This is a genomic window from Plantactinospora sp. B24E8, from assembly GCF_039871735.1.
In the GTDB taxonomy this organism is placed as follows: domain Bacteria; phylum Actinomycetota; class Actinomycetes; order Mycobacteriales; family Micromonosporaceae; genus Plantactinospora.
Genome location: NZ_JBDPMH010000016.1, coordinates 13,524 through 35,723, shown reverse-complemented (window position 1 = coordinate 35,723; position 22,200 = coordinate 13,524). Strand labels below are relative to the sequence as shown.

The window sequence follows — 22,200 nt, the reverse complement described above, 5'->3', positions numbered from 1 at the left end:
TGTCTCAGGTTCTCTCAGCGCCGGCAAAGGTGGGGCCGGGAGGATCTTGCCATGGTGACGCTGTCATGAGCGCCGATGTGCTGGGCCGGCCCACCGGTGCCGTCGGCGGATCGGTGCGCGGGTTCGGGCTCTTCGCGGTGGTCTGGCTGGCCGCCTACGTGCTGGTCCACCTGTGGTGGGCCGTCGACGGTGCGCCGCGCTTCCTGGCGGGCCGGGAGTCCTACTTCCCCGGCGGCTGGGTTCCGGTGGTCATCGCCGCGGTCGCCCTGCTCGGCTGCGCGGCCGCCGTGGCGGGCGCTCGTCGACAGTGGAGCGACCGCCGTCACCACCTGCTCGCCGGTCTCCACGCCGCCGCCGGCGTCGCCCTGTGCGTCTACTCGTTCCTGTTCCCGGTCGTCGTCGTGTCACTGCTGTTCGAGGGCGGTGGCACCGACACGGTGGTCAGCCTGCTGGCCACCGGCAGCGGCGCCGCCGGCGGCGTCTTCTGTCTGGTCATCGCCGCGCGCGAACGGCGCCTAGCGGTGCGGCCCTGCGAGTCCTGCGGGCGGGTCCACGGCAGGTCGCCGGAGCGTCGGGACGAGTTGTCCCCCCGCTGGGCCTACGTCGGCGCCTATCTGGCCGTCGGCGGGTTCCTGGCCCGGATGGGCGTGTGGACGTACGACACGGTCACCGGCCAGTGGCCGTCGGCGGCGAGCCGGGCGATCGGACTCTCCTGGACCGCGATGCTGGTCTTCCTCGCGCTGATGAGCCTGGCCGGCACGGTGCTGCCGCTCGCCCTGGTGCACCGCTGGGGCCGGCTCTGGCCGGCGTGGCTGGGCCCGCTGGGCGGGCGTCCGGTGCCCCGGTGGCTGGTACTCGGTGTCGGCCTGTTCGTCGGGGCGAGCCTGACCGCGTACTTCGGCATCGCCGGCATGACCGCCTGGATCCGTGGTGAGTTCGGTGGCCCGTTCCTGCCGTTGCTGTTGGAGATGGGGGGCTACACGCTCTGGGGCGTCGGACTGCTGGTGGCGTCCGCGTCGTACTTCACACTGACCAGAGCTCCGTGTCCACGGAACGCGGTCAGCACGGACGTCCGACCGGGACGGTCGATCTCGACGGAGGAGAGCCGATGACGAGGCACGCTGTCCGGGCGGCACGGATGTTCGACGGCGAACGGCTGGTGGGCGGCGGGGTGCTGGTCCTGCTGGACGGCGGGCGCATCGCCGACGTGCACCAGGGTCGGGCCGAGGCGCCGGAGGGCTGGCCGGTCCGCGACGAACCGGACGGCACCGTGCTGCCCGGCCTGGTCGACGCGCACGTGCACCTGTGTGCCGATGCCGGGCCCGACGCACTCGGCCGGCTCGCCGAACGTCCCGAGTCGGACCTCGACGCGGTCGTCGAGGAGTCGCTGCGCACACACCTGGCGGCCGGCGTCACCACCGTCCGGGACCTGGGCGACCGGCGCGGCGCCGTACTCCGGTGGCGGGACCGGACGGTGCGCGACGACCTGCCGACGGTGCTGGCGGCGGGCGCACCGGTCACCAGCGTCGGTGGGCACTGCTGGGCGCTGGGGGGTGAGGCGAGCGGCGTCGACGGGATCCGCGAGGCCGTGCGGCTGCGGGCGGCGGCCGGCGCCGACCTGGTGAAGGTCATGGCCAGCGGCGGAGTCTTCACCCCCGGCACCGACACCACCCGGCCGCAGTTCACCGACCGGGAACTGGCCGCCGCGGTGACCCGGGCGCACGAGCTGGGCCTGCCGGTGACCGCGCACGCGCACGCGCTCAACGCGGTCGAGCAGGCGCTGCACGTCGGTGTCGACGGCATCGAACACTGCACGTGCGTGACCGCGACCGGCGCCCACGTCCCCGACCGGCTCGCGGACCGCCTCGCCGCGTCCGGGGTGGCGGTCTGTGCCACGCTCGGCACCGACCCGGGCGTGGTCACCCCGCCGGAGGTGGTGGCGATGGCGGCGGCGGCCGGGCTCAGCGAGGCCGCGCTGCGCGACGGCGTCGCCACCCTGCACCGGGCCGGAGTCCGCCTGGTGGCCGGGTCGGACGCGGGCCTCGGCCCGGCGAAGCCGCACGGGGTCCTGCCGGAGACGGTCGTCGAGTACGTCGCCTGCGGCATCCCCGCCACCGCCGCCCTCGCCGCGGCCACCTCGGTCGGCGCCGAGGTGTGTGGCCTGGGGCGGCGCAAGGGCCGCGTCCGCCCCGGATTCGACGCCGACCTGCTGGTCGTGGACGGCGACCCGACGAGCGACATCACCGCACTGCGCCGCCCGCTCGCCGTGTACCGCGCCGGCCACCCGGTGCGCGGATGACCGGTTCCACGGCGCCGCCGACAAACTGCTGCGGGAGCCGGAGGTGCGGGTCAGCGGGTCAGCCCGGCCACGGCTGCTCGTCCTGCCACCGGTCGTCGGCCGGATACCGGACGCCGATCCGGGACCGGACCGCGTCCAGGATCCGTAACACCGCCACCGTGTCGGCGAGCGTGACCAGCGGACTCTCGGTCAGGCCCGCGCGCAGGCAGCGCATCACCTCCACCGCCTCGTGGACAAAGCCCTCCCCGGCGTACGGCACCTCGACGGTCTGTGCCACGACACCGTCGCGGTGCACCGTGAACGTCGACGGCCGAAAGAAGCCCCGACCCAGTTCGATCCGTCCGGCGCTGCCGCAGACCGCCGCCGTCCACGGGGTGTCGGCGACGATCGAGCAGTTCAGGCTGGCCAGGGCGCCGTCCGGATAGCCGAGCAGCATTCCGGTGCTCTCGTCGACGCCGTACGGGGTCAGGGTGCCGAGCGCGCCGATCGACGTCGGTTCGCCGAACAGCAGGTGGGCCAGGGTGACCGGATAGACGCCGAGGTCGAGCAGGGCGCCGCCGCCCAGCGCCGGGTCACGCAGCCGATGGGCCGGGTCGACCGGCCCGACCAGTCCGAAGTCCGCCTGCACCATCCGGGGTACGCCGATCGCCCCGTCCCCGACCAGCTCCACCAGCCGGCGGATCGCCGGTACGCAGCGCAGCCACATCGCCTCCATCAGGAACAGGTTGTCGGCCCGGGCCCGGCTCACCAGGTCGACGGCCTGCCCCGCGTTGAGCGTGAACGGCTTCTCGCAGAGCACCGCCCGTCCGGCGTCCAGCGCCAGCCGGACCGCGTCGTGGTGGGTCGCGTGCGGGGTGGCGACGTACACGACGTCGACCCGGTCGTCGGCGACCAGGTTCGCCCAGCTCTCGTGGGCGTACGGGACGGCGTACCGGGTGGCGAACCGGTCGGCGCCGGCCGGGGTCCGCGACCCGACCGCCACCACCTCGGCGTCCGGCAGGGTGGCCAGGTCCTCGACGAACCGTCCCGCCATCCAGCCGGTGCCGAGGATGCCCCAGCGGATCGGACGCCCGGTCACCGGCCGGTGCCCGACCCGGCCGCCCCGACCGCCACCGGCTCCGACTCCACCGCCACCTGCTCCGACTCCACCGCCAACGGCAGACCGGCGGGAGCCGGCAGGGACTCGGCGGCTGGCAGTGTCTCGGGGACCGGCAGGGCCTCGGCCGCCGCGTGGCGCCGTTCCAGGTCGTCGCGGAGCGCCAGACAGTCGCGGACGTAGCCGACGGCCCGGGAGATCGGCGGGTGCGGGTCGCCGTCGCCGCAGTACTCGACACAGATCGCCGGCACGCCGAGTGCGGCGGCCCGGGTGATCCAGGCGTAGTTGTCCAGCACCCCCTCGGCGGTGTCGACGTTGAAGTCGGCCCGGCCGCCGTCCGGGTGCAGGTTCTTCAGGTGGAAGTAGCCGAGCCGGCCGGCGAGCTGGTCGAGCACCGCCGGGTCCCGGTCCGGCTCGCTGACGACGTACGCGTTGCCGGGGTCGGCGGTGGCGACCACGGCCGGATGGTCCACCATGGCCAGCAGCCGGGCGGTGTTCGCGACCGTGTCGTGCACCGAGCCGGGATAAACCTCGACCCCGACCCGGACGCCGAGCCGGGCGGCGTGGTCACCGAGCCGGCGGTAGCCCTCGGCGGCCCGGGCGTAGTGCCGCTCCTCGGCGACCGCGCTGCCGTTGCGCCGCCAGTCGTCCGGATGCCGTTCCAGGGTGCCGGACCAGCCGTTGACCAGCTCGACGCCGTTGCGGGCGGCGGCGGTGACGGTCCGTTCGGCCAGGGCCAGCGAGGCGGCCCGGCTCCGCGGGTCGTCGGAGACGAAGTCCCCGGTGTAGCCGACGCAGTGCACCCCGACCCCGTACCGGCGGCCGAGCGCGACCGCGGCGGCGACCTCGTCCTCCACCCGGGCCGGGTCGAAGTGGAAGTGGACCAGTTCGATGCCGTCCCAGCCGAACCGCCGGGCCACCGCGAAGACGTGTCGCAGGGGGTACCGGCGGAAGGTGTAGCTGTGCAGGACCAGCTTCATGTGTTCTGCCCTCCGCTCAACGCCAACCGCACTCCGCCGTTGGCGACACTCCGGTCAAGTGCGTGCAGCACCCGCAGGTCCCGCAGCCCGCGCGCGATGCTGACCTCGGTGGGTACCGGTTCGCCGACCACGCAGGCGGCCAGCGCCCGGTACTGGGCCAGGTACGGATCCACCGGCTCCGGCCAGAGCCACCGTCGGCCGCGTTCGTCGCAGACCAGGACGGAGCCGCCGGGGCCCATCGCCCACGAGTCGCGGACGACGACCAGTCCGCGCTCGCAGATGACGGTGTACCGCGAGACGCCGACGCCGGGCGCCTCGGTGAACGAGGCCTCCAACTGCAACTGCCGTTCGTCGCCGTACCAGACGGTCGCCTCGACGTGGATGTCGGTGCGGTCCGGATCCCCGCTCGGATAGCCGGTGGCCCGGCAGGCGGTCGGGCCCGAGCCGAAGACGTCGGACGCGGTCAGCAGCGGATAGATGGCCAGGTCGGCGAGGCAGCCGAGACCGCTGTCGGCCCGGCGGTTGCGCCAGTCGCCGTCCCGGTGGCCCAGGTGGGTGGCGGTCATCGACCGGACCGCACCGAGTTCGCCGGACCGGAGCAGGGCGACCACCGCCCGGTTGTAGGCGTTGTACCGGGACATGTAGCCGACCATCGCCGGCGCACCGGACGCCGTCGCGGCCCGGAAGATCCACTGCCCGGCGTCGACGGTGTCCGCCAACGGCTTCTCGACCAGCGTCGGAAGTCCCCGGGCCAGCGCCTGGCAGGCGAACTCGGCGTGCCGCCGGTTCGGGGTGGCGATGTGCACCGCGTCGAGCGGGGCACGGAGGAAGGAGCGGGTGTCGGCCCCGCACCAGGTCCCCGGGGATCGGGCCGCCACCGCGCCCAGCGCCACCGGGTCGGTGTCCAGCACCGCCGCCAGGCAGAGGTCGTCCGCGGTGGCGATCGCCGGCAGCAGCGACCGCTGGGTCAGGAATCCGGCTCCCACGATCCCGATCCGGAAGGTCACCGGTCGTCACTCCCTCCGCTGTCCACCAACCCGCCCGCCATCGAGCCACCGCGCACCGGCCCGCCCGTCACCGGCCCGCCCTCGACCGGTGCGCCCCTCACCGGTCCGCCCTGGATCGGCCCGCCCGGCGGGGCCGGACACCAGCGCAGCAGCAGGCAGCGCGGGGCGAGCGAGAGGTACGTGGCGCCGGCCAGTGCGTCCACCATGGACCGCATGGCGGCGAGGGTACGGCCGCACAGCGGCCCGGCGGCGGCGACCGGCCGGTCCGGGGCGAGCACCACCGCGACCCCGACCGAGCGGGTGTGCCAGACGAGCTGGTACGAGTGGTGGTTCCAGGCGCTTCCCTCGTGCACCTCGACCGGGCGGCCGAGCCGTTCGGTGAGTCCACGGTCGCCGCCCACCAGATCGCCGAGTCGTATCCCGTACCCGACGACGTGCAGGGTCGTCAGGTCCGGTCGGGTCGCCAGCCAGGCGGCCAGTACGCCGGTCAACTCGCCGACACCGGTCACCGGTCGACCGCCGGCCGGACGGTGCGCGGCGGACGGTACGGTGGGCAGCAGTCGTTTGTAGTGCTCGACGGCGTCGTGGGTGGCGAAACGCAGCCCGTGTCGTACCGCCACGCAGGCGACCAGGGCGGCGACCGCGTAACTGGCGGCCATCGCCCCGGCCACCGCCCCCGCTCCACCGTCGAGCCGGGGCAGCCCGGCCAGCGCCTCGGCGACGTCGACCACGACCTCCCCGGGAGCCGTCGGTGGGCCGGCGCCCGGCTCCGTCGACCGTCCCGCGCCCGGCTCCGCCGACCGTCCCGCGCCCGGCTCCGTCGTACCCGGGATCACCGCGTCCGGCCAGGGGCGGAACCGCTCCGACTTGCCGCCCCAGCCCTGCCGGGCGGCCTGCAGGGTCCAGAGCCGCAGGTCGGCACCGGCTCCCGCCGGCAGCCGGAACACCACCCGGGGCGTACCGTGCGGCGGCAGTCGTCGGGACTGCTCACCGGCCCACTCACCGATCGCCGGCAGCGCCTCGGCGAAGGCCCGGTACACCTCGACGAACCGGGGCCAGCTCAGCATCCGCGCGGCGAGCAGTGCCGGCACCGACAGCGGTACGCCGTAGAGGGCCACCTGGTCCCGGGCTCCGGCCAGCGACAACCCGCCGTCGTGGTCGGACAGTCGCAGCGGTGCGGCGCCGCCGGTCCGGTGCCAGAGCAGCGCCAGCGTGTCGGCGAGCAGCCGGGTCTCCCGGGTACGCCCCGAGGCGCTGACCACCACACACGCCGTTCCGGCCGACTCGCCCAGCTCGCCGAGCACCCGGCGCAGCACGTCCGGGTCCGGGGAGTCCAGCACCCGTACCCGGGACTGGTCGGGCACCGCCGCGCAGAGTGCCCGCAGCCCGAACGCCCAGCCGCCGGTGCCGACGAACAGCAGACGTCGACAGCTGCGCAGCGGTTCGTTGGCGCTGCGGGCGGCGAGCACCCGGGCGACCCGTGACCAGGGCGGCGCCTCCACCCAGCCGAGTCGGGGTACGCCGTCCAGGCTGGCGAGCGCCGCGACGGTGCCGGCCGGCCCGTGCCGTTCGCCCCGGGCCGCCGCGCGGACGTACGTCCAGAGTTCGGCGCCGCTCGGCTCGGGCCGCCGGTCGCCGATCACGACGTACCGCCGGGGTCCGCGGCGTCGTCGGGCCCGCCGACCGGGTGGACCACGGTCCCGTCCAGCCGGAGGTCGACCACCACCCGCAGCGGCGGCTGCCCGGCCACCGTGCCGGCGGTCAGGAGTTCCGCCGCCACGGCCGGCAGCGCCGGCAGCGAGACGAGGTGACTGACCAGCGGCGTCAGGTCGAGCGGGGTCCGACCGGGAGCGGCGGTGAGCAGCTCGCGGGCGGCGACGAGGTCGACGTTGCGGCCGCCCCGGCTGCCGACCAGGGTGCAGGACCCGCCGGCCGGATTGTCGACCCGCTGGCACCGGCCGGCGGCCCGCAGCGGTCCGGGGTCGACCGTCGTACCGCCCACCGGCAGTGGCCGGCCGGCGGGAAAGCCGCCGAACAGATGCAGCACGGACCGGTCGGCCAGGGCCGGCCAGGTCAGTTCGGCCGCCGCCGGTCCGGCGTCGCCGGCGACCGCGACCACGGCCAGGGCGGCGCCCCGGCCGGCGGTGACGGTACGGACTCCGCCGGCCAGACCGGAGTCCAGCGGCAGGACCGCGTCCGGGGCCGGCAGGCCGCGTCGGAGTGCGGCCCGCAGCCGCCGGTCGCTCCGGGCCGCCACCGTGACGGTCCGGGCACCGCAGAGCCGGGCGAGGGTGAGGTGCAGCAGCGCCAACACCCCGCCGCCGACCACGAGTACGTCCCGTCCCGCCCACTCTCCGGCCATCAACCGCTGGGCCCGGAGCACCGCCGCCAGCGGCTCGACCAGCACCCACTCCGGTCCGCAGTCGTCGGGCAGGCCGCCGACCACCTGCCCCTGGGCGAGCGTGCCCCGGTCGACGACAACCACGTCCCGGAAGACGCCCGGGATGTTGTGCCCGAGTTTCAGGTAGTCGTCGGTCGGATGGTTCGGGTTGATCGTCACCAGCTCGCCGGGGCGTGGCCCGTCCGGTACGTCGGAGCCGACCTCGACCACCTCGGCGACGCACTCGTGGCCGGGCACCCCCGGTTCCAGACCCCGGTCGCCCCGGAGGATCTGCAGGTCGGTGCCGCAGAGTCCGGCGTACCGGGGGCGGAGCAGCAGTTGCTCGCGTCCGCACCGGGGCCGACGGCCGACCCGCAGCAGCAGCCGTGCCTCGCCGACCGGCTTGACCACCTCCCGGGCCTGGTCCCGGCGGTGGGCCAGGTAGCCGGCCATCCCGGCCAGGGTGGCCGACTCGGCGTCGTCCGGGACGTGCAGCAGGCCGGTGCGCTCGGCCGTGGTCCAGCCCTGGAACCAGCCGGCGTCGACCGCGAGTTCGGCGAGCCAGCCGCGCAGCGCGGCGAACCACGGTCCGCCGACGCCGTGCGCGAAGCCGCCGACCACCACCACGGTCCGGAGTCCGAGCTGGGCGCAGACCTGCAGCAGTACGGCGGCGAGGGGTCGGGTGGCGGTGCGCAGCAGGTCGAGGGTGAACGGGTCGTTGTGCCGGGCGGCCTCGGCGAGCGTCCGGGTGGTGACCCGGTCCGGTTCGCCGCCGACCAGGCGGTGCAGCACCGAGCCGGCGAAGCCGTGCTCCGGTCGCCGCGCCCGCCGGATCGCGGCCCGCCGTACCGCCGGGCCGGAGGCGTACGCGCAGAGGTCGGCGACGGCTCCGCAGTCGCACCACGGCAGGTCGAGCCGGTCCAGTTCCTGCCGGGCGGCCCGGTCCCCGGCGGCGGCGGCCCGACCCAGCCCGGCGGCGCCGACCGGGCCACCCGGCATCGCGTCGAGCCGGCCCGGTTCGACCGGTACGTGGCCGATCTCGCCGCCCAGCCCGGCCGGGTCGACCAGGACCTTGGCGGTGTCGGGCAGGCTGTTGTCGAAGACCTTGACCGCGACTCCGGTGCTCACCGTGACCAGGGCGAACCGGCCGAGCCGCCGGTAGTGCCAGGCGGCCGCGGCGACGTCGTTGAGTACGGTGACCCGGGCCCAGGGCAGTCGTCGCGCCAACCCGGCCGGTACGTCGAAACCTGCCGACTGCGCCTGCCAGAGCACGCTCGCGTCCCGGACGATCCCGTCGACGGTGACCACCGCGCCGAAGCCGACCCCGAGGTCCCGGTACGGCTGCGCCCCGGCGGCCCGGTGCAGCCGCTCCGCCTCGGCGGCGATCCGGTCGAGCAGGTCGGCCCGGACCTGGTCGAGGCCGACTCCGGGGTGGTCGCGCCGGCTGGGCGTGTCGAACCGGACCACCTCGCCGACCAGCCGCCCCTGCTCGGCCAGCGCGAGCCGGGTCCGGGTGCCGCCGACGTCGACCACGATCCCCGGCCCGCCGGCCAACGCCCACGCCCCACCGACCAACACATCCGGCCCGGCGGCTTGTGCACACAACCCAGGACCCGGCCCGGCGGCGGTGACGTCTGGTGGGGCCGGCATCGCTGTCACGCCCGGGTCGGCTGGGCGCAGGCCCGGCGAAGCAGGTCGACCAGGGGCTGGCGGGGCCGGCACCGGTCGAACCGGAACGAGGCCATCAGGTCGTCGATCTCCTCCTCGTCCATGCCCCGGAACAGCTCGCCGAACTCCGGCAGCAGCGCCTCGGCGAAGAGGATCTGCGGCACCAGCCGTCCGATCAGGAACTCGCTGCCGAACGGGAACGGCAGGTAGTCCGGGAACTCCCGGGCGAAGAGTTCCTTCAACGGCCGCATGACGTCCTGGATCTGGTCGTGGCGACCGCCCCACAGGTCGACGCCGAGCCGGGCCTTCTTCTCCAGCACCGGCCGGACCAGGCGCAGCCACGGGCTGTCCGGGTCGACGGTGAGCGGCGCGGCCACCCCGATGTCCTTGTACGGCCAGAACGCCCAGTTGGCCCGGTGCCTCGTGTAGATCTCGAACTGGTCGGCGAGCAGGTGCAGCCGCATCCGGTCGGTCTGCGGGTCGCCGGTGAAGACCACGTTGAACTCGCCGACGTAGACCGGGGTGCCGGTGCGGTGCATGTACTCGCTGCGTTTGAGGAAGGTCCGTTCCAGCACGTCGGCGTCGAAGTACTGGTCCCGGGAGTCCTCGGGCAGCAGGATGCCGTGCTGGTAGGAGACCCCGTCCGGGGACTCCCAGACGTGGGTGAGGTGGGCGGTTCCGGGGTAGTGGCCGTCCGGGACGTACCCGGGCGGGGCGTAGTCGTGGTGGGAGTAGACGACGTTCGGCAGCGGCTCGTCGCCGTACACGTCGAAGTCGTTGGAGTAGCGGTTGCCCTCCAGGATCACGATGTGCCGGGGATCGACGTCCCGGATCGCCGCGACCAGCCGCCGCGAGTACGGCCCGACCACCTCGCCGCTCGGGTCGGCGGGCTCGTTGACCGGGTTGTACGCCGCCACCCACGGCTCGTCCCGGTAGCGGGCGGCGATCTGACGCCACAGGTGCACGACCCGGTCCTGGAAGTGCGGGTGCCGCCAGAACTGCGCGACGTGGGTCGGGTTGTCGCTGTGCCAGTCCTGGTTCTGCCAGCCGGGCAGGGCGTGCAGGTCGATGATGGTCCGTACGCCGTTGCGGGCGAGCAGTTCGATGGCCCGGTCCAGGTGGCGGAAGCCGGACTCGATGATCTCGAACGGCCGCCGGTCGTCCTCCAGGTGCCGGTAGTTGACCGGGATCCGGACCACGGTGCAGCCGAGTTCGCCGATGAACCGGGCGTCGTCGGCGGTGAAGAAGTGCTCCAGGAACCGGTCGAAGAAGAAGTCGGCCCGCTCGGCGCCGAGTACGTCCCGGACGGCGTCCCGCATCCCCTGCTCGTACGCGGGGAATCCGGTCATCCAGTTCTCGAGGTTGAGCCACCCGGCGAGACCGATACCGCGCCAGATAACCGGCTGGCCAGCGTCGTCGACTATCTGGTCACCATTGATCCGGAGAAATCCTCCGGGGCATGGCACAGCAAACCGGGACACGGACACGCCATCCCCTGCCTTCCCCTCGCCGGGTGCAATGCCCGTACGGACAGACATTGACTCAATACGATTTACTGACGACCGTCAAGAGGGCAGACAAGATCAGATGGATGCGCTCCCACAACAGGTGGGAGCACAGAGGGCCGATTGCCACATGGTGACGTGCGACGATATCTTGCGGGTACTCTGACCCTCCCACCACCGGTCCTGGACCCGAGCATGCGGGGTGGAAATGGTTTCGTCGCGCCCGTTCAGATCAGTTCTGTCCGCCGTACGCCGCCTGCTGTGGCGTCTGCGGCGAGGCAAACCCCGTGATCCATTCCTCTACAAATGAACGTCACCCACAGGGGCCAGGAAACGGCAGCATGGCGACCGCGAGCCGGTGACCCGCGACCAAGGGTGCACGACCAGCCCTCGCTCGACACGCACCCAGCCGTCCCTGATCAGTCGCGCCCGTCCCGTCGGGTGGCGGGCGCGCAGCCGCGGCCATGGCACCAAGAAGGACGAAGGTCAGCCAGGCCAGGTTGATCTACGGATCCCGATCACTGACCTGGTTTGCCCCGGTCAGCCGACAAGCGAGACCAGGGCACAACCCCGATGTCCGGACCAGCAGGCGCAAACTCACAAAGCGGAGTCGGTCGGCTACCTTCTGCGGTATCCGGGCTCACCCGAAGCCGGGTGGAGCGGGTCGGTGCAAGCGATCTCAAATTCTTGGGCCGAGGGCGTAACGCCACGGTCGCGTACGACACAAGCAGGGGTAGTGGATCCGGCGCGTAGATCGGGAGGTCGCATGGGGCTTTCGGGTGAGCGTGGCGAGGACTGGTTCACCAGCCTGTACGCCACCCACTACCCCGACGTGGTCAGGTATGGGATGCGCCGGACCGCAGACATGGACCGTTCGGTCGAACTTGCCCAGGAAGTGTTCGTAGTGGCGTGGCAGCGCCGCGGTGACGTTCCTCAGCAGGAGCTGCCGTGGTTGTACGGGGTAGCCCGAAAGCTTCTCGCCAACTGGTGGCGGCGACAACACCGTCAGCCGACCGTCACAACGCTCGTTGAGCTCACGCAACTTACGGCGGCCGCAAACCATCCGATGTCGCCAGATCCCCCGGAATCCGCGGTGGAACTGGTCGACCTGCTCGCCGCGCTGCTGTCCCTGCCCGAGACAGATCAGGAGATCCTCCGACTCGTCGCTTGGGAAGAACTGACGGCGGCAGAGGTGGCTTCCGTGCTCGGCTGCAGCCAACCGACCGCTCGTATCCGCCTGCATCGCGCCCGCCGCCGCCTCAGAGTCGCGATGGGACAGAAACTGGACACCGACCGCGTGGAGAATCCGGCGAGAATCTTGGAGAAGGGCGACAATGAATTCACGCCAGCAACTACGGGAACTTCTCGGCCCGGCAGACCCGGCCCGGTTCGTGGAGACGACTCCGCCGCTACCCGCCGAGCACATCATCCTCAGGGCAGAATCCGCTGACCGATCGGCACCCCGCTCATCGTTCGCGCCGCGCCGGCGACTCCGCACATGGACGGTCGCGCCCGCCCTCGCCGCCATGATCATCGCCGGGTTCACTGTCGTCACGCTGCGATCTCCCGGGGACACCGCAGTCCCGCCATTCCAGCAAGCCGAGACCACAAACGGCGACGTTGTCCTCAGGCCGATCGCGTACGAGATCCCGGATGGGGCACCGGCAGCGGGGCAGGCGCTTCGCGATCTTGCCAGCACGATCGGTAGCACCAGCTACGACGGAAACCGCGGGACATACGCCTACCACCATTTGCGTTCTTGGGGGTCGACTCGGGCACTGGGGCCCGGCGACCGAAACATGAGCCTGGCCCAGGAAATGTGGACATGGTCGGATGCCAACGGGGTGGGTGAGAGCAGGGTCCGGGAGCTCCAGCCCGAATTCCCGGATGAGGAATCACGGCAGTACTGGCAGGAAATCCTCGGCAAGAACGGCGTGCAGCCGGCCGCGACCACCTCCGTCGTCACCTCATCCGGAACCGTCGGCCCCACAAAGCCCGTCGACCCCGCGGCTCTGCCGATCACACTGCAGGTGGAGGCAGGGGCCCCCGAGGTAGCCAAGGCAGTCAACGGCTTGTACCGCAGCCATGTAGTGCCACTGGAGACCCGAAAGAAGATTATCCAGACGATCGCGGCCGTCCCGGGATTTCAGTGGCGGGGCACAGTAACCGACCGGTCGGGACGGACGGGAGTCGCCGTCACCACGGATGACGAAGAGCATGACGTGCAGTTGGTCCTGGTTTTTGACCGGAGGACCGGAGAGTTGTTGGCACACGAAAACGTAAGGCTCAGCGGCCCCCGCCAGGTACTCGCCTACAACCTTTTTCTGGAATACGGATACCGCTCCTCGACGGACTGACGAAGAAATGAGCCGAACGGGCCCCGCGAAGCCGGAAGCCCGTTCGGCTTATTTCTAGCTGGTACAGACGTGAACCGCATCGATGATGTCGTTGACGTTCCCGCGCACCGTGTACCGAAGGTTGCTCACCCGATCGAAGGCATAACTGTCGAGAACGTTGGTCCAGCTACCGGTCCAGTTGTAGAACGAGGTTGCCGTTCCAGGCGTCTGGTTGTTCTCGAAGGAACTGATGCGGTCGTTCCACTTCGGCCCGGAGGCTCCGGTTCCCACGCTGGCACCGTCTGGGTACCGCATTGCTCCGAGGTTGACGACCACTCCAGAGGGCTGACAGTCGTAGAATCCAAGGCCCACACCGAAGCCGTCCGCGATCGAATGCTCCCACACACAGAGGTGGTAGTAGTCGCAGAGCTCCGCCTCAGCGAGAGTGGACGCGTCGCCGTCAGCCGGGGGAAGGATCACGTCGATTCCCGGGGAAATGTTGACCGCGTTGGTCCGCACCCGCCTTGCATCTGGATTGGCTCGCAGAATGTCCTCTACGGTCATTTTTTCGGCCCGCGTGGCCAGGGACGTAGAATCCGAACTAGGCGTAGAAGGATCCGGGCTCGGCGCCGCAGACGCCCCGGATGCTGTCGCCGATATTCCGAACAGCGAGCCGGCGACGATTGCGGCAGCGAGGCCGGCAAACCGGCGCAGCACAACGTTCTGACTTCTCAAGTCCGCCTCCCGTGGTGGTATGCCGAGGGCGTGGTCGACGTGCGACGCCCTCAAACAACTACACGAGATTGTTTCGACGGATGTCGATGACGTCAAGCGACGATGGCGCTACTCTCCGAATTTTCCGTCGACCGGTACGCACCCTTCGCAAGCCCTGTCAGGGATTCGGCGAAACGAATTCGTCACTCACAGTGAAGTAGACGTTGTCGTGATGTCGATCACAGGCCGGAGTTCGCTCCGACCGCTTCTCCTCTCGGTCGAGCCCGCGCCCTTCTCAACGCCCCGGTGGTTCTGGGCGAGGTCGTCGCCCAGAACCGGACCGCCATCCTGCTGGCCGGAGGATCAGCGGCAGCAGTGCCCCAACTCGTCGCCGGGTTGCAGGCCACCGCCGGCCGCCGCGCCAACGACCCCGCCGCAGGCGCTCGTCGAGCGGTTGGAGTCCGCGAGCGCCAACTTCCGCCACCTCTGGGTCGCGTCTGACCAGCAGCGATGTCCGGAATCGTCATCGGCGTCACAGCTGGGAATTGAGTCTGGTCGACTCAAGTTGTTATGGATGCCGGTCGAGGCAGGCCGGCAGGATGGCAACTGAGGAGAAGCATCATGAGCACTCTGTCGCTGTGGACCCGACGGGACCCGTTCGCGGAGTTCGACGCGCTGATCCGGGATGCCTTCGGCGCGGCCGCGACCCGACCGACCGCCCGGCTCACCGGCTTCACCCCGGCGGCCGAGGTCGTCCGGGACGGCGACGACGCCCTGGTCCGGCTCGAACTACCCGGACTCGACGTCGGGAACGACGTGACGGTCGAGGTCGACCGAGGTCGCCTGGTCGTCCGGGGCGAACGCCGCGACGAACGCGCCGAGGAGCGGGACGGCCGCAGCCTGCGCGAGGTCCGGTACGGCACCTTCCAGCGCTCGTTCGCGCTGCCGACCCACGTCACGGCGGACGCGGTCAGCGCCACGTACGACGCGGGCGTGCTGCAGGTCCGGGTGACCGACGCGTACGCGGGTAGCGAGGTCCGACGGATCGCCGTCACCTCCGGCGCCCCGACCGCCCCCGCCCTGGAAGCGGGCGAGGAGGAGTCGGCCGCCTGAGGTCCGGAGACTCCACCGGACGCCAAACGACACCACTGAGCCCGCGGGCCCGGCCGCTTCCCCCCTCGGCCGGGCCCGCGCCCCTTCTCCTGGACAGGCTGGCGCAACCCGCCAATCGTCAGCGGTCACGCCGGCCGTGGTTCGGCAGCGGGTGTACGGGCGAAGACCAGGCGCCAGGTACGTCAGCTTTCGCCGCCGGCCCCGGGGGCGTAGTGCTGCCCGGCAAAGGCGATGGCGGCGGCGATGTTGTCGTCACCGGTTCCCGAGGCGGCCTGGATCGCGGCTCCCCCAGGCGTGGCAGTTACGGACGGCGAGGTCCTTTGCCTCGGGCGTCTCCCCCCAGGTGGCGGGGTCGAACTCCACCCCGCGCAGGAAGAGGTCGAGGCCGAGCAGCGCGAGGTCCCAGCCGCACCCGATGCCCCGACGCCGAGCGCTCGGCCGCAGCCGAGGCCGGTCGGGCCGGTCGGGCCCGCGCCGCTACTCAGACCCGGACAGCAGCCGCCCGAGCAGCACCACCGCCGACGGATGGTCCAGCATCCGCAGGTCGGTACGCGGATCTTCCGGGTAGACGACCACGTCGGCCGGGGCACCGACCCGCAACCCGGGCAGTCCGAGATAGTCCCGGGCCGCCCAGGACGCCGCCCCGAGCGCGTCGTGCGGCGTCATCCCGGCCGCAGCCAGGGCACGTACCTCGTCGGCGACCCGGCCGTGCGGTGGCGCGTCGGTCCCGGCCAGCACGCGTACGCCGGCCTCGGCGGCTGCCGCGACCAGGGTGCCGTGCCGACCGGCGCCCTCGACGTACCAGCGGCGGCTTGGACTGTCCGGGGTGGCCAGCCGGCGCGCGAGGCTGGCGGTGATCACGTCCAGGGTCGGGGTGAGCGCGGTCTGCTGCCGGGCCATCTGGTGCAGCAGCGCCGGGTCGAGGCACATGCCGTGCTCCAGCGAGTCGACGCCGGCCGCCACCGCCGCGGCCCCGCCGGCCGCGTGCTGGGAATGGACGGCGACCCGGCCGCCGACCGTATGCACCGCCTCGACCACCGCCCGCAGGACGTCCACCGGCAGCGGCTCGTCGTCGAGTCGCCAGTCCGCGATGATCTTGACCCAGCCGCTACGCCGGGCCTGCGCGACCGCGACCTGCGACAGTTCGGCGTGCTCGGCCCGACGCCCCCAGCCGTCGAAGAACTGGCCGTGCTGGGCGATCCACGGTCCGGCGTAGACGGCCCGGGGCAGTTCGGGGTCGACGCCGAACCAGTCCGGCGGGTCACCGGCGAGCCCGGGTGAGCGGATCATCGTCACCCCGGCGGCGGCGTGCGCCCGCAGGTCGGCGCGGAGCAGGTCATGATCCAGCGGCTCACCCGGCGTCGACGCCCCCGGATGGGTGTGCGCGTCGACCAGTCCCGGAATCAACCAGCCCTCGGCGACCAGGTCCGCGTTTGGCACCGGATCGGTGGTCCACCGGTCGCCGTCGGCGTAGAGGTCGACGGGTTCGCCGTCCGGCAGCGCCCGTCCCCGTACCCGCAGTACCGCCATCACGCACCTCCCCAAGCTGGTGCGATGGTCGTCGTTCCCGGGACGACTATCGCACCGGCTCGCGGGTGGCCCGGTCGTACTCCTCGACAAAGGCGCGGACCTTGGGGCTGCGGGTGCGCTCCCGGCCCAGTCCGGTCCGCACCTGACCGAGCCGGGCGGCGGTACGCCGGGACTGGAGCCCGACAACGGTCGGCAGCGCGGCGTACGCGATCTCGGCCGCCTCGACCACGTCCCCCTGCCGCCGGGTCGCCTCGGCGAGCAGCACCCGGTCCCGGACATCGTTCCGCTCGTAGCCGGGGGTGACCGGGGCACTGACGATGCCCTGAAAGAGGGTGGTGGCCCGGTCGGGGCGTCCGAGGGTCAGATAGGCCAACGCCTGCGAGGTGCCCACCTCGCGCTCGGTGACAAAACCGAGGAAGGGCAGGTCGTCGGCGTGGCTGCCCCGGTCGAACTGGGTCAACGCCTTGCTCAGTTCCCGACCGAAGGCGACCTCGTCCCGCTGCTGGGCATACGCCTGGGCAGCCCGCAGGTGCAGCAGCGTGCGCAGCCGGGGCGTGGCCCAGCCGGCCGAGACCCGCTGGGCGGCCTCGGCGCACTGCAACGACTCCTTCGGCGTCTTCTCCTTCGTGAGCAGCGACAGTGAGACGAGGGCGAGGAGTTCCTGCCGGGGGTCGTCGACCACCCGGGCCCGGCTGATCGCCTCGTGCAGATAGCGCCGGGACTCGGCCCGGCGTTCCGCGTCGATGGTCAACCAGCCGACCTCATTGGCCAGGTCGGCGAGCGCGGTCTGCAGGGCCTCGGCGACCTCCCGGCCGTACGAGGAATGGTCGGCCAGCGTCGACAGCCGGTGGTGGACGCCGATCGCGACGTCGCAGAGCTGGTTGGCCCCGACCACCGCGTCCGCCGCGCGGAGCCGTTCGACCAGGGAGGCGGCGAGTTGCACCTGCTCCAGGCCGATCGACCGGGGGACCTCGGTGGCGGCGAGCGCCTCCCGGGCCGGCCCGACGATGCCGAGCGCGGTCAGCGCCGCGCCGATCGTGAAAGTCCGGCGGTCCGTGGGATCACCTCCCTCATCGACACCTGTCGCCACGGTAGCCCCGCCGGGTGGGGGGTTGTCCAGGGTGGCCGGGACGATTTCGCAGATCAGGTCGTCCAGTTCGGCCAGCGAGACGTCGAGGGCGGCGGCCAGCGGTTTGCGTACCCACGGCAGCGGCTGGCTCTCCCCGCGCTCCCAGCGGACGATCGTGGTCCGGTCCACCCCGAGGGTCTCGGCCAGCGACTCCTGGGTGTAGCCGAGCGCCTTCCGCCGCTGGACGAACCGGATTCGTTTCAAGGCCACCCGGCGCCCCCTCGTCGCTGGTGGTGATGAATCGGCTCTACACAGTTAGCAGCTCATGAAGATCAATGCAACAGCATCACCACCACGGTCCGTCACGGCGGCGCTGTCTGAGCCCGTGCGGAACCGCGAGGCTGGTGAGCACGGCCCGGGGTGGGTGCCGTGGTCACCGGTCTCCCGCCATGCCGGCGTGGCGGGAGGACGCCCCCGCCCACCCCGGCGCCGATCCAGTGGACGTCACAAGGAGGTGTGCGGTGGTGGGGGCGCTCTATCCGAGACTCGACCCGAGCCGGATCCGGTCGGTCCGGTTCAGTCGCCGGGCGTGGCGACGTGGTCTCGACCCGGACGAGGTGTACGCCTTCCTGGCCCGGATGGCCGACGAGGTCGAGTTGCTGCGCCGGGACATCCGGGTCGCCCGCGACGACGCCGACCGGGTGAAGAACGCGCTGCGTAACTGGCAGACCCGCAACGCCCGGGCGGTCGACAACCGGTGGCGGGGCGGCCGGCGATGACCGACACCCCGCGACGCGGCGTCAGCGCGGCGGTCGAGGTCACCGACGAGATGGCGGCACACTTCCGGGAAACCCTGGTGACGCACGCCAACGACCCGGAGACCGGAGTCTGCGTACGCTGCGGCGAGAGCCGGTGCGCCGAGTGGCGGTGGGCGTACGAGCGGCTGGTCCTCGCCGGCCGGCACGGCGACCTGCGACCGCCGCAGAACCGATGACAGAAGGCGGACGATCAACCACCACAGCGGCAGGTACGGCTCCCGTACCGTGACGGTCGCGAGTGGAGTGGGCGTGCGACTCGGCATCGACTCCGGGACGTACCATCCCGACAAAGGCCGCCACCGCCACCTCACCGGCCGGCACCGGAGCGGTCGCCACCCCACCGGCCGGCACCGGAGCGTCAGCCGGCGACCCGGCCACCACCGGACCGGGAACTGCGAAGCAGGGCACCGGTCAGGCATCCCGGAGCGCCTGGTGGCGGTCCCGACGGGCCCGGGTGGTGGCCGCGGTCGCGGCGGCGGTCGTCGGAGTGCTCGGCGCGGTCACCCTCACCGCGTCGCCGACCACGACGAGCAGACCCCCGACCAGCTCACAAAACTCGTCGGCGCCCCGGACCCGAGTGCCCAGGCCGAGGAGATCGGGGCGAGGTTGGCGGTGCCGTCGGCGTTCTCGGTGCTCACCAGCACCACGGGGGTGCCGAAGTACCAGATCCGGGGTCGGATGGTCAGGTGGGTTCCCGACGGCTCGGGTACCGGATCCTCGCAGGTCACCAGGGTCATGCCGGGGACCGTAGCCACCGGACGTTTTGTTGCCGGCCGAAGTGTCCGGCGGGCACCATGGCCACGATGAGCAGCTTCGACCGTCAGGTTCCCGAGGGCGCGACCGGGCTGGCCGCACTGGCCGGCCTGCTCGCCGACCGCACCCGGGCAGCGTTCTGCCTGGCGCTGCTGGACGGTCGTGCCTGGACCGCCACCGAGCTGGCCCGGCACGCCGGGGTCGCGCCGTCGACCGCAACCGGTCACCTGCACCAGCTCGTCGACGGCGGACTGCTGGTCGAGGAACGCCAGGGACGCCACCGGTACGTCCGGCTGGCCGGCCCGGACACCGCGGAACTGATCGAGACGCTGACCGCCGCCGTACCGGTCGGGGCGGCGCCGGTCCGGTCGCTGGCCGTTGCCAGCCGGCGCCGGGCGCTCGCGCACGCCCGAACCTGCTACGACCACCTCGCCGGAACGCTCGGGGTGGCGATCACCGACGCGATGACCGGGTACGGCTACCTGGCGTGGGAACGCGGGTTGAGCCTGACCGACCGGGGTACGAGCTGGCTGGCCGGGCTCGGGATCGAGGCGGAATGCGCCCGGCGGGTCCTGGTCCGGTCCTGCCTCGACTGGACCGAGCGTCGTCCGCATCTCGGTGGCGCGGTGGGCGCCGCCCTCTGCCGGCACGCCTTCGAGGCGGGCTGGATCGGCCGGATCGGCACCGGACGGGCGGTCGCGGTCACGGCGGCGGGCCAGCGCGCGTTCCGGGAGCAACTGGCCCTGCCCGACGAGGTGCTCACTCCGGCACGCTGACCCACGGCTCGGCCCGTCAGCCGACCGGCTCCGCCGGGTTGGCCCGGTGCCGCTCGTAGTGTCGGGCCGCCCGGGCCCGGTTGGCGCAGGACGTCTTGCAGAACTCCTGGCGTCCGTGCTCCTTGAGGAAGTAGCGCACGCATCGGGGTGCGGTACAGGCCCGCAGGTCCGGGCGGCGCGGACCGGACAGCAGGTTCATGGTGTCCCGGGCGACGGCGGCGACCAGCCGGGCGGCCGCGTCGGTCACGGTGAAGGGGTTGTCGACCAGAGGCTCGCCGCCGCTCGGCCAGTCGAGCCGGGGGGTGACCGGGGCCCGGGCCGCCGCCGCGTTGAGTCGGTCAAGGGCCTGGTCGAGCGGGAGCAGCCGGTGTGCGTCGGCCGGACTCGGCGGGCCGGGGCGGACCGCGTACGCGAAGAGGGCCCGGACCGCCTGGCGCAGCGCGACCACCTCCGACCAGGCCGCCTCGTCGGCGGTGAAGCCGGCCGCCCACCTGCCGTGGAGCGACGCGCCGGCTGTCGGCGTGGCCCGGTCGAGCAGGTCGGCGTGGTCGTGGACCCAGCTGGTCAGCCCGTCGATCTCGGCCAGGTCGTCGGCGACCCCGCCGTGGCCGTCGTGCCGGATCGTGCTCGCCAGCGCCAGTCCCAGGTCCTTGTGCACAGGCCAGAGCTTACGTTAGCGTCCTAACGCTTGCCATTCATTTTAGCGTTAGAACGGGGAATCCATGCTGCTCCTGGCCCAGATCAGCGACCTGCACCTCGACGGCACGGAACGCGCCTCCACCCGGGCCCGTCGGGTGGTGGACCACCTGCGTGCCCTGCCCCGCCCGGTCGACGCGCTCCTGGTCACCGGCGACATCGCCGACCACGGCGCCCCGACCGAGTACGAGGAGGCCGCCGCGCTGCTCGACCTCCCGTTCCCGGTGCTGACCTGCCCGGGCAACCACGACGAGCGGGCCGCCTACCGGAAGGTGCTGCTCGGCGAGAGCGGCGGAAACGACGGCGGGGGCGACCACGCCGACAGCAACACCACCGGCACCGGGCCGATCAACCGACTGCACACCGTCGGCGACACCGCGATCCTGATGTGCGACGCCACCATCCCCGGCCAGGACGAGGGCCTGCTCGACCCCGAGACGGTCAGCTGGCTCGGCCGTACGCTCGACGAGGTCCGGCAGCTGCCGACGCTGATCGCCTTCCACCAGCCGCCGGTGACCCTGCACCACCCGCTGCCCGACCAGCACCGGCTGCGCAACCACGACGAGTTCGCCGCCCTGCTCGCCGACCGGCCGAACGTGGTCGCGGTCCTCACCGGGCACGCGCACACCGCGGCCAGCACCTGGTTCGCCGGGCGTCCCCTGGTGGTCGGCCCGGCGATCACCTGGACCCTCCGGATGCCCTGGGAGGGCGACAGCGCCGCCGACCGGGACGCCCCGCCCGCACTCGCGTACCACGTTCTCGACGACGAGGGCCAGCTCACCACCCACTTCCGCGTCGTGGCCTGATGCCGCCGGCCCACGCCATCGCCGGGTTCCTGGTGGCGATCCTGCCGCTGATCGCCACCCCCGGCGCCAGTCTCACCCTGCTCACCAACCAGGTGCTGCCAAACGGACCGGCCGGCGGGCTGCCGGTCATCCTCGGCACCGCCACCGGCCTGTACGTCCACGCCGGACTCGCCGCCGCCGGACTCTCCGCCCTGGTGATGCACTCCAGTGAGGCGTTCACCGCCGTCCGGCTCGCCGGCGCGGCTTACCTGGTCATCCTCGGGCTCTGGACCTGGCGTACCGCCCGGGACGACAGCGGCGCCGCCGGTACGCGGCACCGGCATGCCCGGACCCGCCGGCCGTCGAGCCGGGCCGGGCGCTCGGCGTACGGGCAGGCGCTGCTCGGCAACGTGCTGAACCCGAAGGCGGCGTCGATCTTCCTCACCCTGGTGCCGCAGTTCGTCGACCCCCGGGGACCGGTGGTGACCCAGATCCTCGTCCTCGCCACCGCCCAGGTGCTGCTCATCACCGCCTGGCTGCTCGGCTGGACCGTACTGCTCGTCCGGGCCGGCCGCGTGGTCCGCTCGCGCGGCTTCGTACGGGCCAGCCGCCGGGTCACCGGCGCGGTCCTCGTCGCCCTCGGCATCCGGGCCGCCGTCGCCCGCTGACCCTGGC

At 72.5% G+C, this 22,200-nt stretch carries 21 protein-coding genes; 10 read left to right on the top strand and 11 right to left on the bottom strand.

Translation table 11 applies throughout. From position 1 onward, the window contains the following. Positions 1 to 65 precede the first annotated feature (65 nt). Both ABGB21_RS22180 and ABGB21_RS22175 read left to right on the top strand, forming a co-directional pair. On the top strand, positions 66 to 1,112 hold the full coding sequence (locus ABGB21_RS22180) for a hypothetical protein (protein WP_347679326.1): 1,047 nt from the start codon (positions 66 to 68) through the stop codon (positions 1,110 to 1,112). Further along, positions 1,109 to 2,299 (top strand): amidohydrolase family protein, encoded by a 1,191-nt coding sequence (locus tag ABGB21_RS22175; protein ID WP_347679324.1) that lies wholly within the window; start codon positions 1,109 to 1,111, stop codon positions 2,297 to 2,299. The genes ABGB21_RS22180 and ABGB21_RS22175 overlap by 4 nt, the downstream gene beginning before the upstream one ends. A gap of 58 nt (positions 2,300 to 2,357) precedes the next feature. Here ABGB21_RS22175 and ABGB21_RS22170 read toward each other — a convergent pair whose 3' ends face one another. The 6 genes from ABGB21_RS22170 to ABGB21_RS22145 are packed head-to-tail and all read right to left on the bottom strand — an operon-like array spanning position 2,358 to position 10,779. After that, positions 2,358 to 3,377 (bottom strand): Gfo/Idh/MocA family oxidoreductase, encoded by a 1,020-nt coding sequence (locus tag ABGB21_RS22170; protein ID WP_347679322.1) that lies wholly within the window; start codon positions 3,375 to 3,377, stop codon positions 2,358 to 2,360. Then, entirely contained in the window at positions 3,374 to 4,375 is a 1,002-nt protein-coding gene (locus tag ABGB21_RS22165) for a sugar phosphate isomerase/epimerase family protein (protein WP_347679320.1), read from the bottom strand. Before ABGB21_RS22165 ends, ABGB21_RS22170 begins: the two co-directional genes overlap by 4 nt. Then, the gene (locus ABGB21_RS22160; RefSeq protein WP_347679318.1) at positions 4,372 to 5,382 is read right to left on the bottom strand and encodes a Gfo/Idh/MocA family oxidoreductase; all 1,011 of its coding nucleotides are present in this window, start codon (positions 5,380 to 5,382) and stop codon (positions 4,372 to 4,374) included. The genes ABGB21_RS22165 and ABGB21_RS22160 overlap by 4 nt, the downstream gene beginning before the upstream one ends. Then, entirely contained in the window at positions 5,379 to 7,025 is a 1,647-nt protein-coding gene (locus tag ABGB21_RS22155; protein WP_347679316.1) for a hypothetical protein, read from the bottom strand. The genes ABGB21_RS22160 and ABGB21_RS22155 overlap by 4 nt, the downstream gene beginning before the upstream one ends. Next, positions 7,022 to 9,412, bottom strand: coding sequence for an ROK family protein (locus ABGB21_RS22150; protein WP_347679314.1), 2,391 nt, complete (start codon positions 9,410 to 9,412; stop codon positions 7,022 to 7,024). The genes ABGB21_RS22155 and ABGB21_RS22150 overlap by 4 nt, the downstream gene beginning before the upstream one ends. Before the next feature lie 5 nt (positions 9,413 to 9,417). After that, complete coding sequence (locus ABGB21_RS22145; RefSeq protein ID WP_347679312.1) at positions 9,418 to 10,779, bottom strand: cellulase family glycosylhydrolase; 1,362 nt, start codon at positions 10,777 to 10,779, stop codon at positions 9,418 to 9,420. A gap of 922 nt (positions 10,780 to 11,701) precedes the next feature. On the opposite strand from ABGB21_RS22145, the gene ABGB21_RS22140 reads away from it, so the two are divergent. Together ABGB21_RS22140 and ABGB21_RS22135 are read left to right on the top strand one after the other, a co-directional pair. Continuing rightward, positions 11,702 to 12,385: a sigma-70 family RNA polymerase sigma factor gene (locus ABGB21_RS22140; RefSeq protein ID WP_347679310.1), complete on the top strand. Its 684-nt coding sequence runs from the start codon at positions 11,702 to 11,704 to the stop codon at positions 12,383 to 12,385. A 76-nt stretch (positions 12,386 to 12,461) separates the two neighbouring features. Further along, positions 12,462 to 13,292, top strand: a complete 831-nt coding sequence (locus tag ABGB21_RS22135; protein ID WP_347679308.1) for a hypothetical protein — start codon at positions 12,462 to 12,464, stop codon at positions 13,290 to 13,292. A 54-nt stretch (positions 13,293 to 13,346) separates the two neighbouring features. Here ABGB21_RS22135 and ABGB21_RS22130 read toward each other — a convergent pair whose 3' ends face one another. Then, positions 13,347 to 14,006, bottom strand: a complete 660-nt coding sequence (locus ABGB21_RS22130; protein WP_347679306.1) for a hypothetical protein — start codon at positions 14,004 to 14,006, stop codon at positions 13,347 to 13,349. Between the two features lie 600 nt (positions 14,007 to 14,606). On the opposite strand from ABGB21_RS22130, the gene ABGB21_RS22125 reads away from it, so the two are divergent. Next, positions 14,607 to 15,098: an Hsp20/alpha crystallin family protein gene (locus ABGB21_RS22125; protein ID WP_347679304.1), complete on the top strand. Its 492-nt coding sequence runs from the start codon at positions 14,607 to 14,609 to the stop codon at positions 15,096 to 15,098. A 477-nt stretch (positions 15,099 to 15,575) separates the two neighbouring features. On the opposite strand, the gene ABGB21_RS22120 is transcribed toward ABGB21_RS22125, so the two are convergent. Together ABGB21_RS22120 and ABGB21_RS22115 are read right to left on the bottom strand one after the other, a co-directional pair. Further along, positions 15,576 to 16,628 carry an amidohydrolase family protein gene (locus ABGB21_RS22120; RefSeq protein ID WP_347679302.1) on the bottom strand — a complete coding sequence of 351 codons (1,053 nt, stop codon included), beginning with the start codon at positions 16,626 to 16,628 and terminating at the stop codon, positions 15,576 to 15,578. A gap of 46 nt (positions 16,629 to 16,674) precedes the next feature. Continuing rightward, the gene (locus tag ABGB21_RS22115) at positions 16,675 to 17,967 is read right to left on the bottom strand and encodes a helix-turn-helix transcriptional regulator (RefSeq protein ID WP_347679300.1); all 1,293 of its coding nucleotides are present in this window, start codon (positions 17,965 to 17,967) and stop codon (positions 16,675 to 16,677) included. 251 nt (positions 17,968 to 18,218) lie between these two features. Between ABGB21_RS22115 and ABGB21_RS22110 the strand changes: the two genes are divergently transcribed. Both ABGB21_RS22110 and ABGB21_RS22105 read left to right on the top strand, forming a co-directional pair. Continuing rightward, positions 18,219 to 18,476, top strand: coding sequence for a DivIVA domain-containing protein (locus tag ABGB21_RS22110; RefSeq protein WP_347679298.1), 258 nt, complete (start codon positions 18,219 to 18,221; stop codon positions 18,474 to 18,476). Continuing rightward, positions 18,473 to 18,691 carry a hypothetical protein gene (locus tag ABGB21_RS22105; protein ID WP_347654270.1) on the top strand — a complete coding sequence of 73 codons (219 nt, stop codon included), beginning with the start codon at positions 18,473 to 18,475 and terminating at the stop codon, positions 18,689 to 18,691. Before ABGB21_RS22110 ends, ABGB21_RS22105 begins: the two co-directional genes overlap by 4 nt. 330 nt (positions 18,692 to 19,021) lie before the next feature. On the opposite strand, the gene ABGB21_RS22100 is transcribed toward ABGB21_RS22105, so the two are convergent. Further along, entirely contained in the window at positions 19,022 to 19,252 is a 231-nt protein-coding gene (locus tag ABGB21_RS22100) for a hypothetical protein (protein WP_347654305.1), read from the bottom strand. 66 nt (positions 19,253 to 19,318) lie between these two features. Here ABGB21_RS22100 and ABGB21_RS22095 point away from each other — a divergent pair, with 66 nt between their 5' ends. Continuing rightward, complete coding sequence (locus tag ABGB21_RS22095; protein WP_347679296.1) at positions 19,319 to 20,044, top strand: helix-turn-helix domain-containing protein; 726 nt, start codon at positions 19,319 to 19,321, stop codon at positions 20,042 to 20,044. Positions 20,045 to 20,060: 16 nt separating this feature from the next. Here the strand turns inward: ABGB21_RS22095 and ABGB21_RS22090 are convergent, their stop codons facing one another. Then, on the bottom strand, positions 20,061 to 20,702 hold the full coding sequence (locus ABGB21_RS22090) for an ABATE domain-containing protein (RefSeq protein ID WP_347679294.1): 642 nt from the start codon (positions 20,700 to 20,702) through the stop codon (positions 20,061 to 20,063). Between the two features lie 64 nt (positions 20,703 to 20,766). On the opposite strand from ABGB21_RS22090, the gene ABGB21_RS22085 reads away from it, so the two are divergent. Further along, a complete protein-coding gene (locus ABGB21_RS22085) occupies positions 20,767 to 21,546 on the top strand; it encodes a metallophosphoesterase (RefSeq protein ID WP_347679292.1) in 780 nt (259 codons plus the stop codon). Next, entirely contained in the window at positions 21,546 to 22,193 is a 648-nt protein-coding gene (locus ABGB21_RS22080) for a LysE family translocator (RefSeq protein ID WP_347654274.1), read from the top strand. Before ABGB21_RS22085 ends, ABGB21_RS22080 begins: the two co-directional genes overlap by 1 nt. Positions 22,194 to 22,200 lie beyond the last annotated feature (7 nt).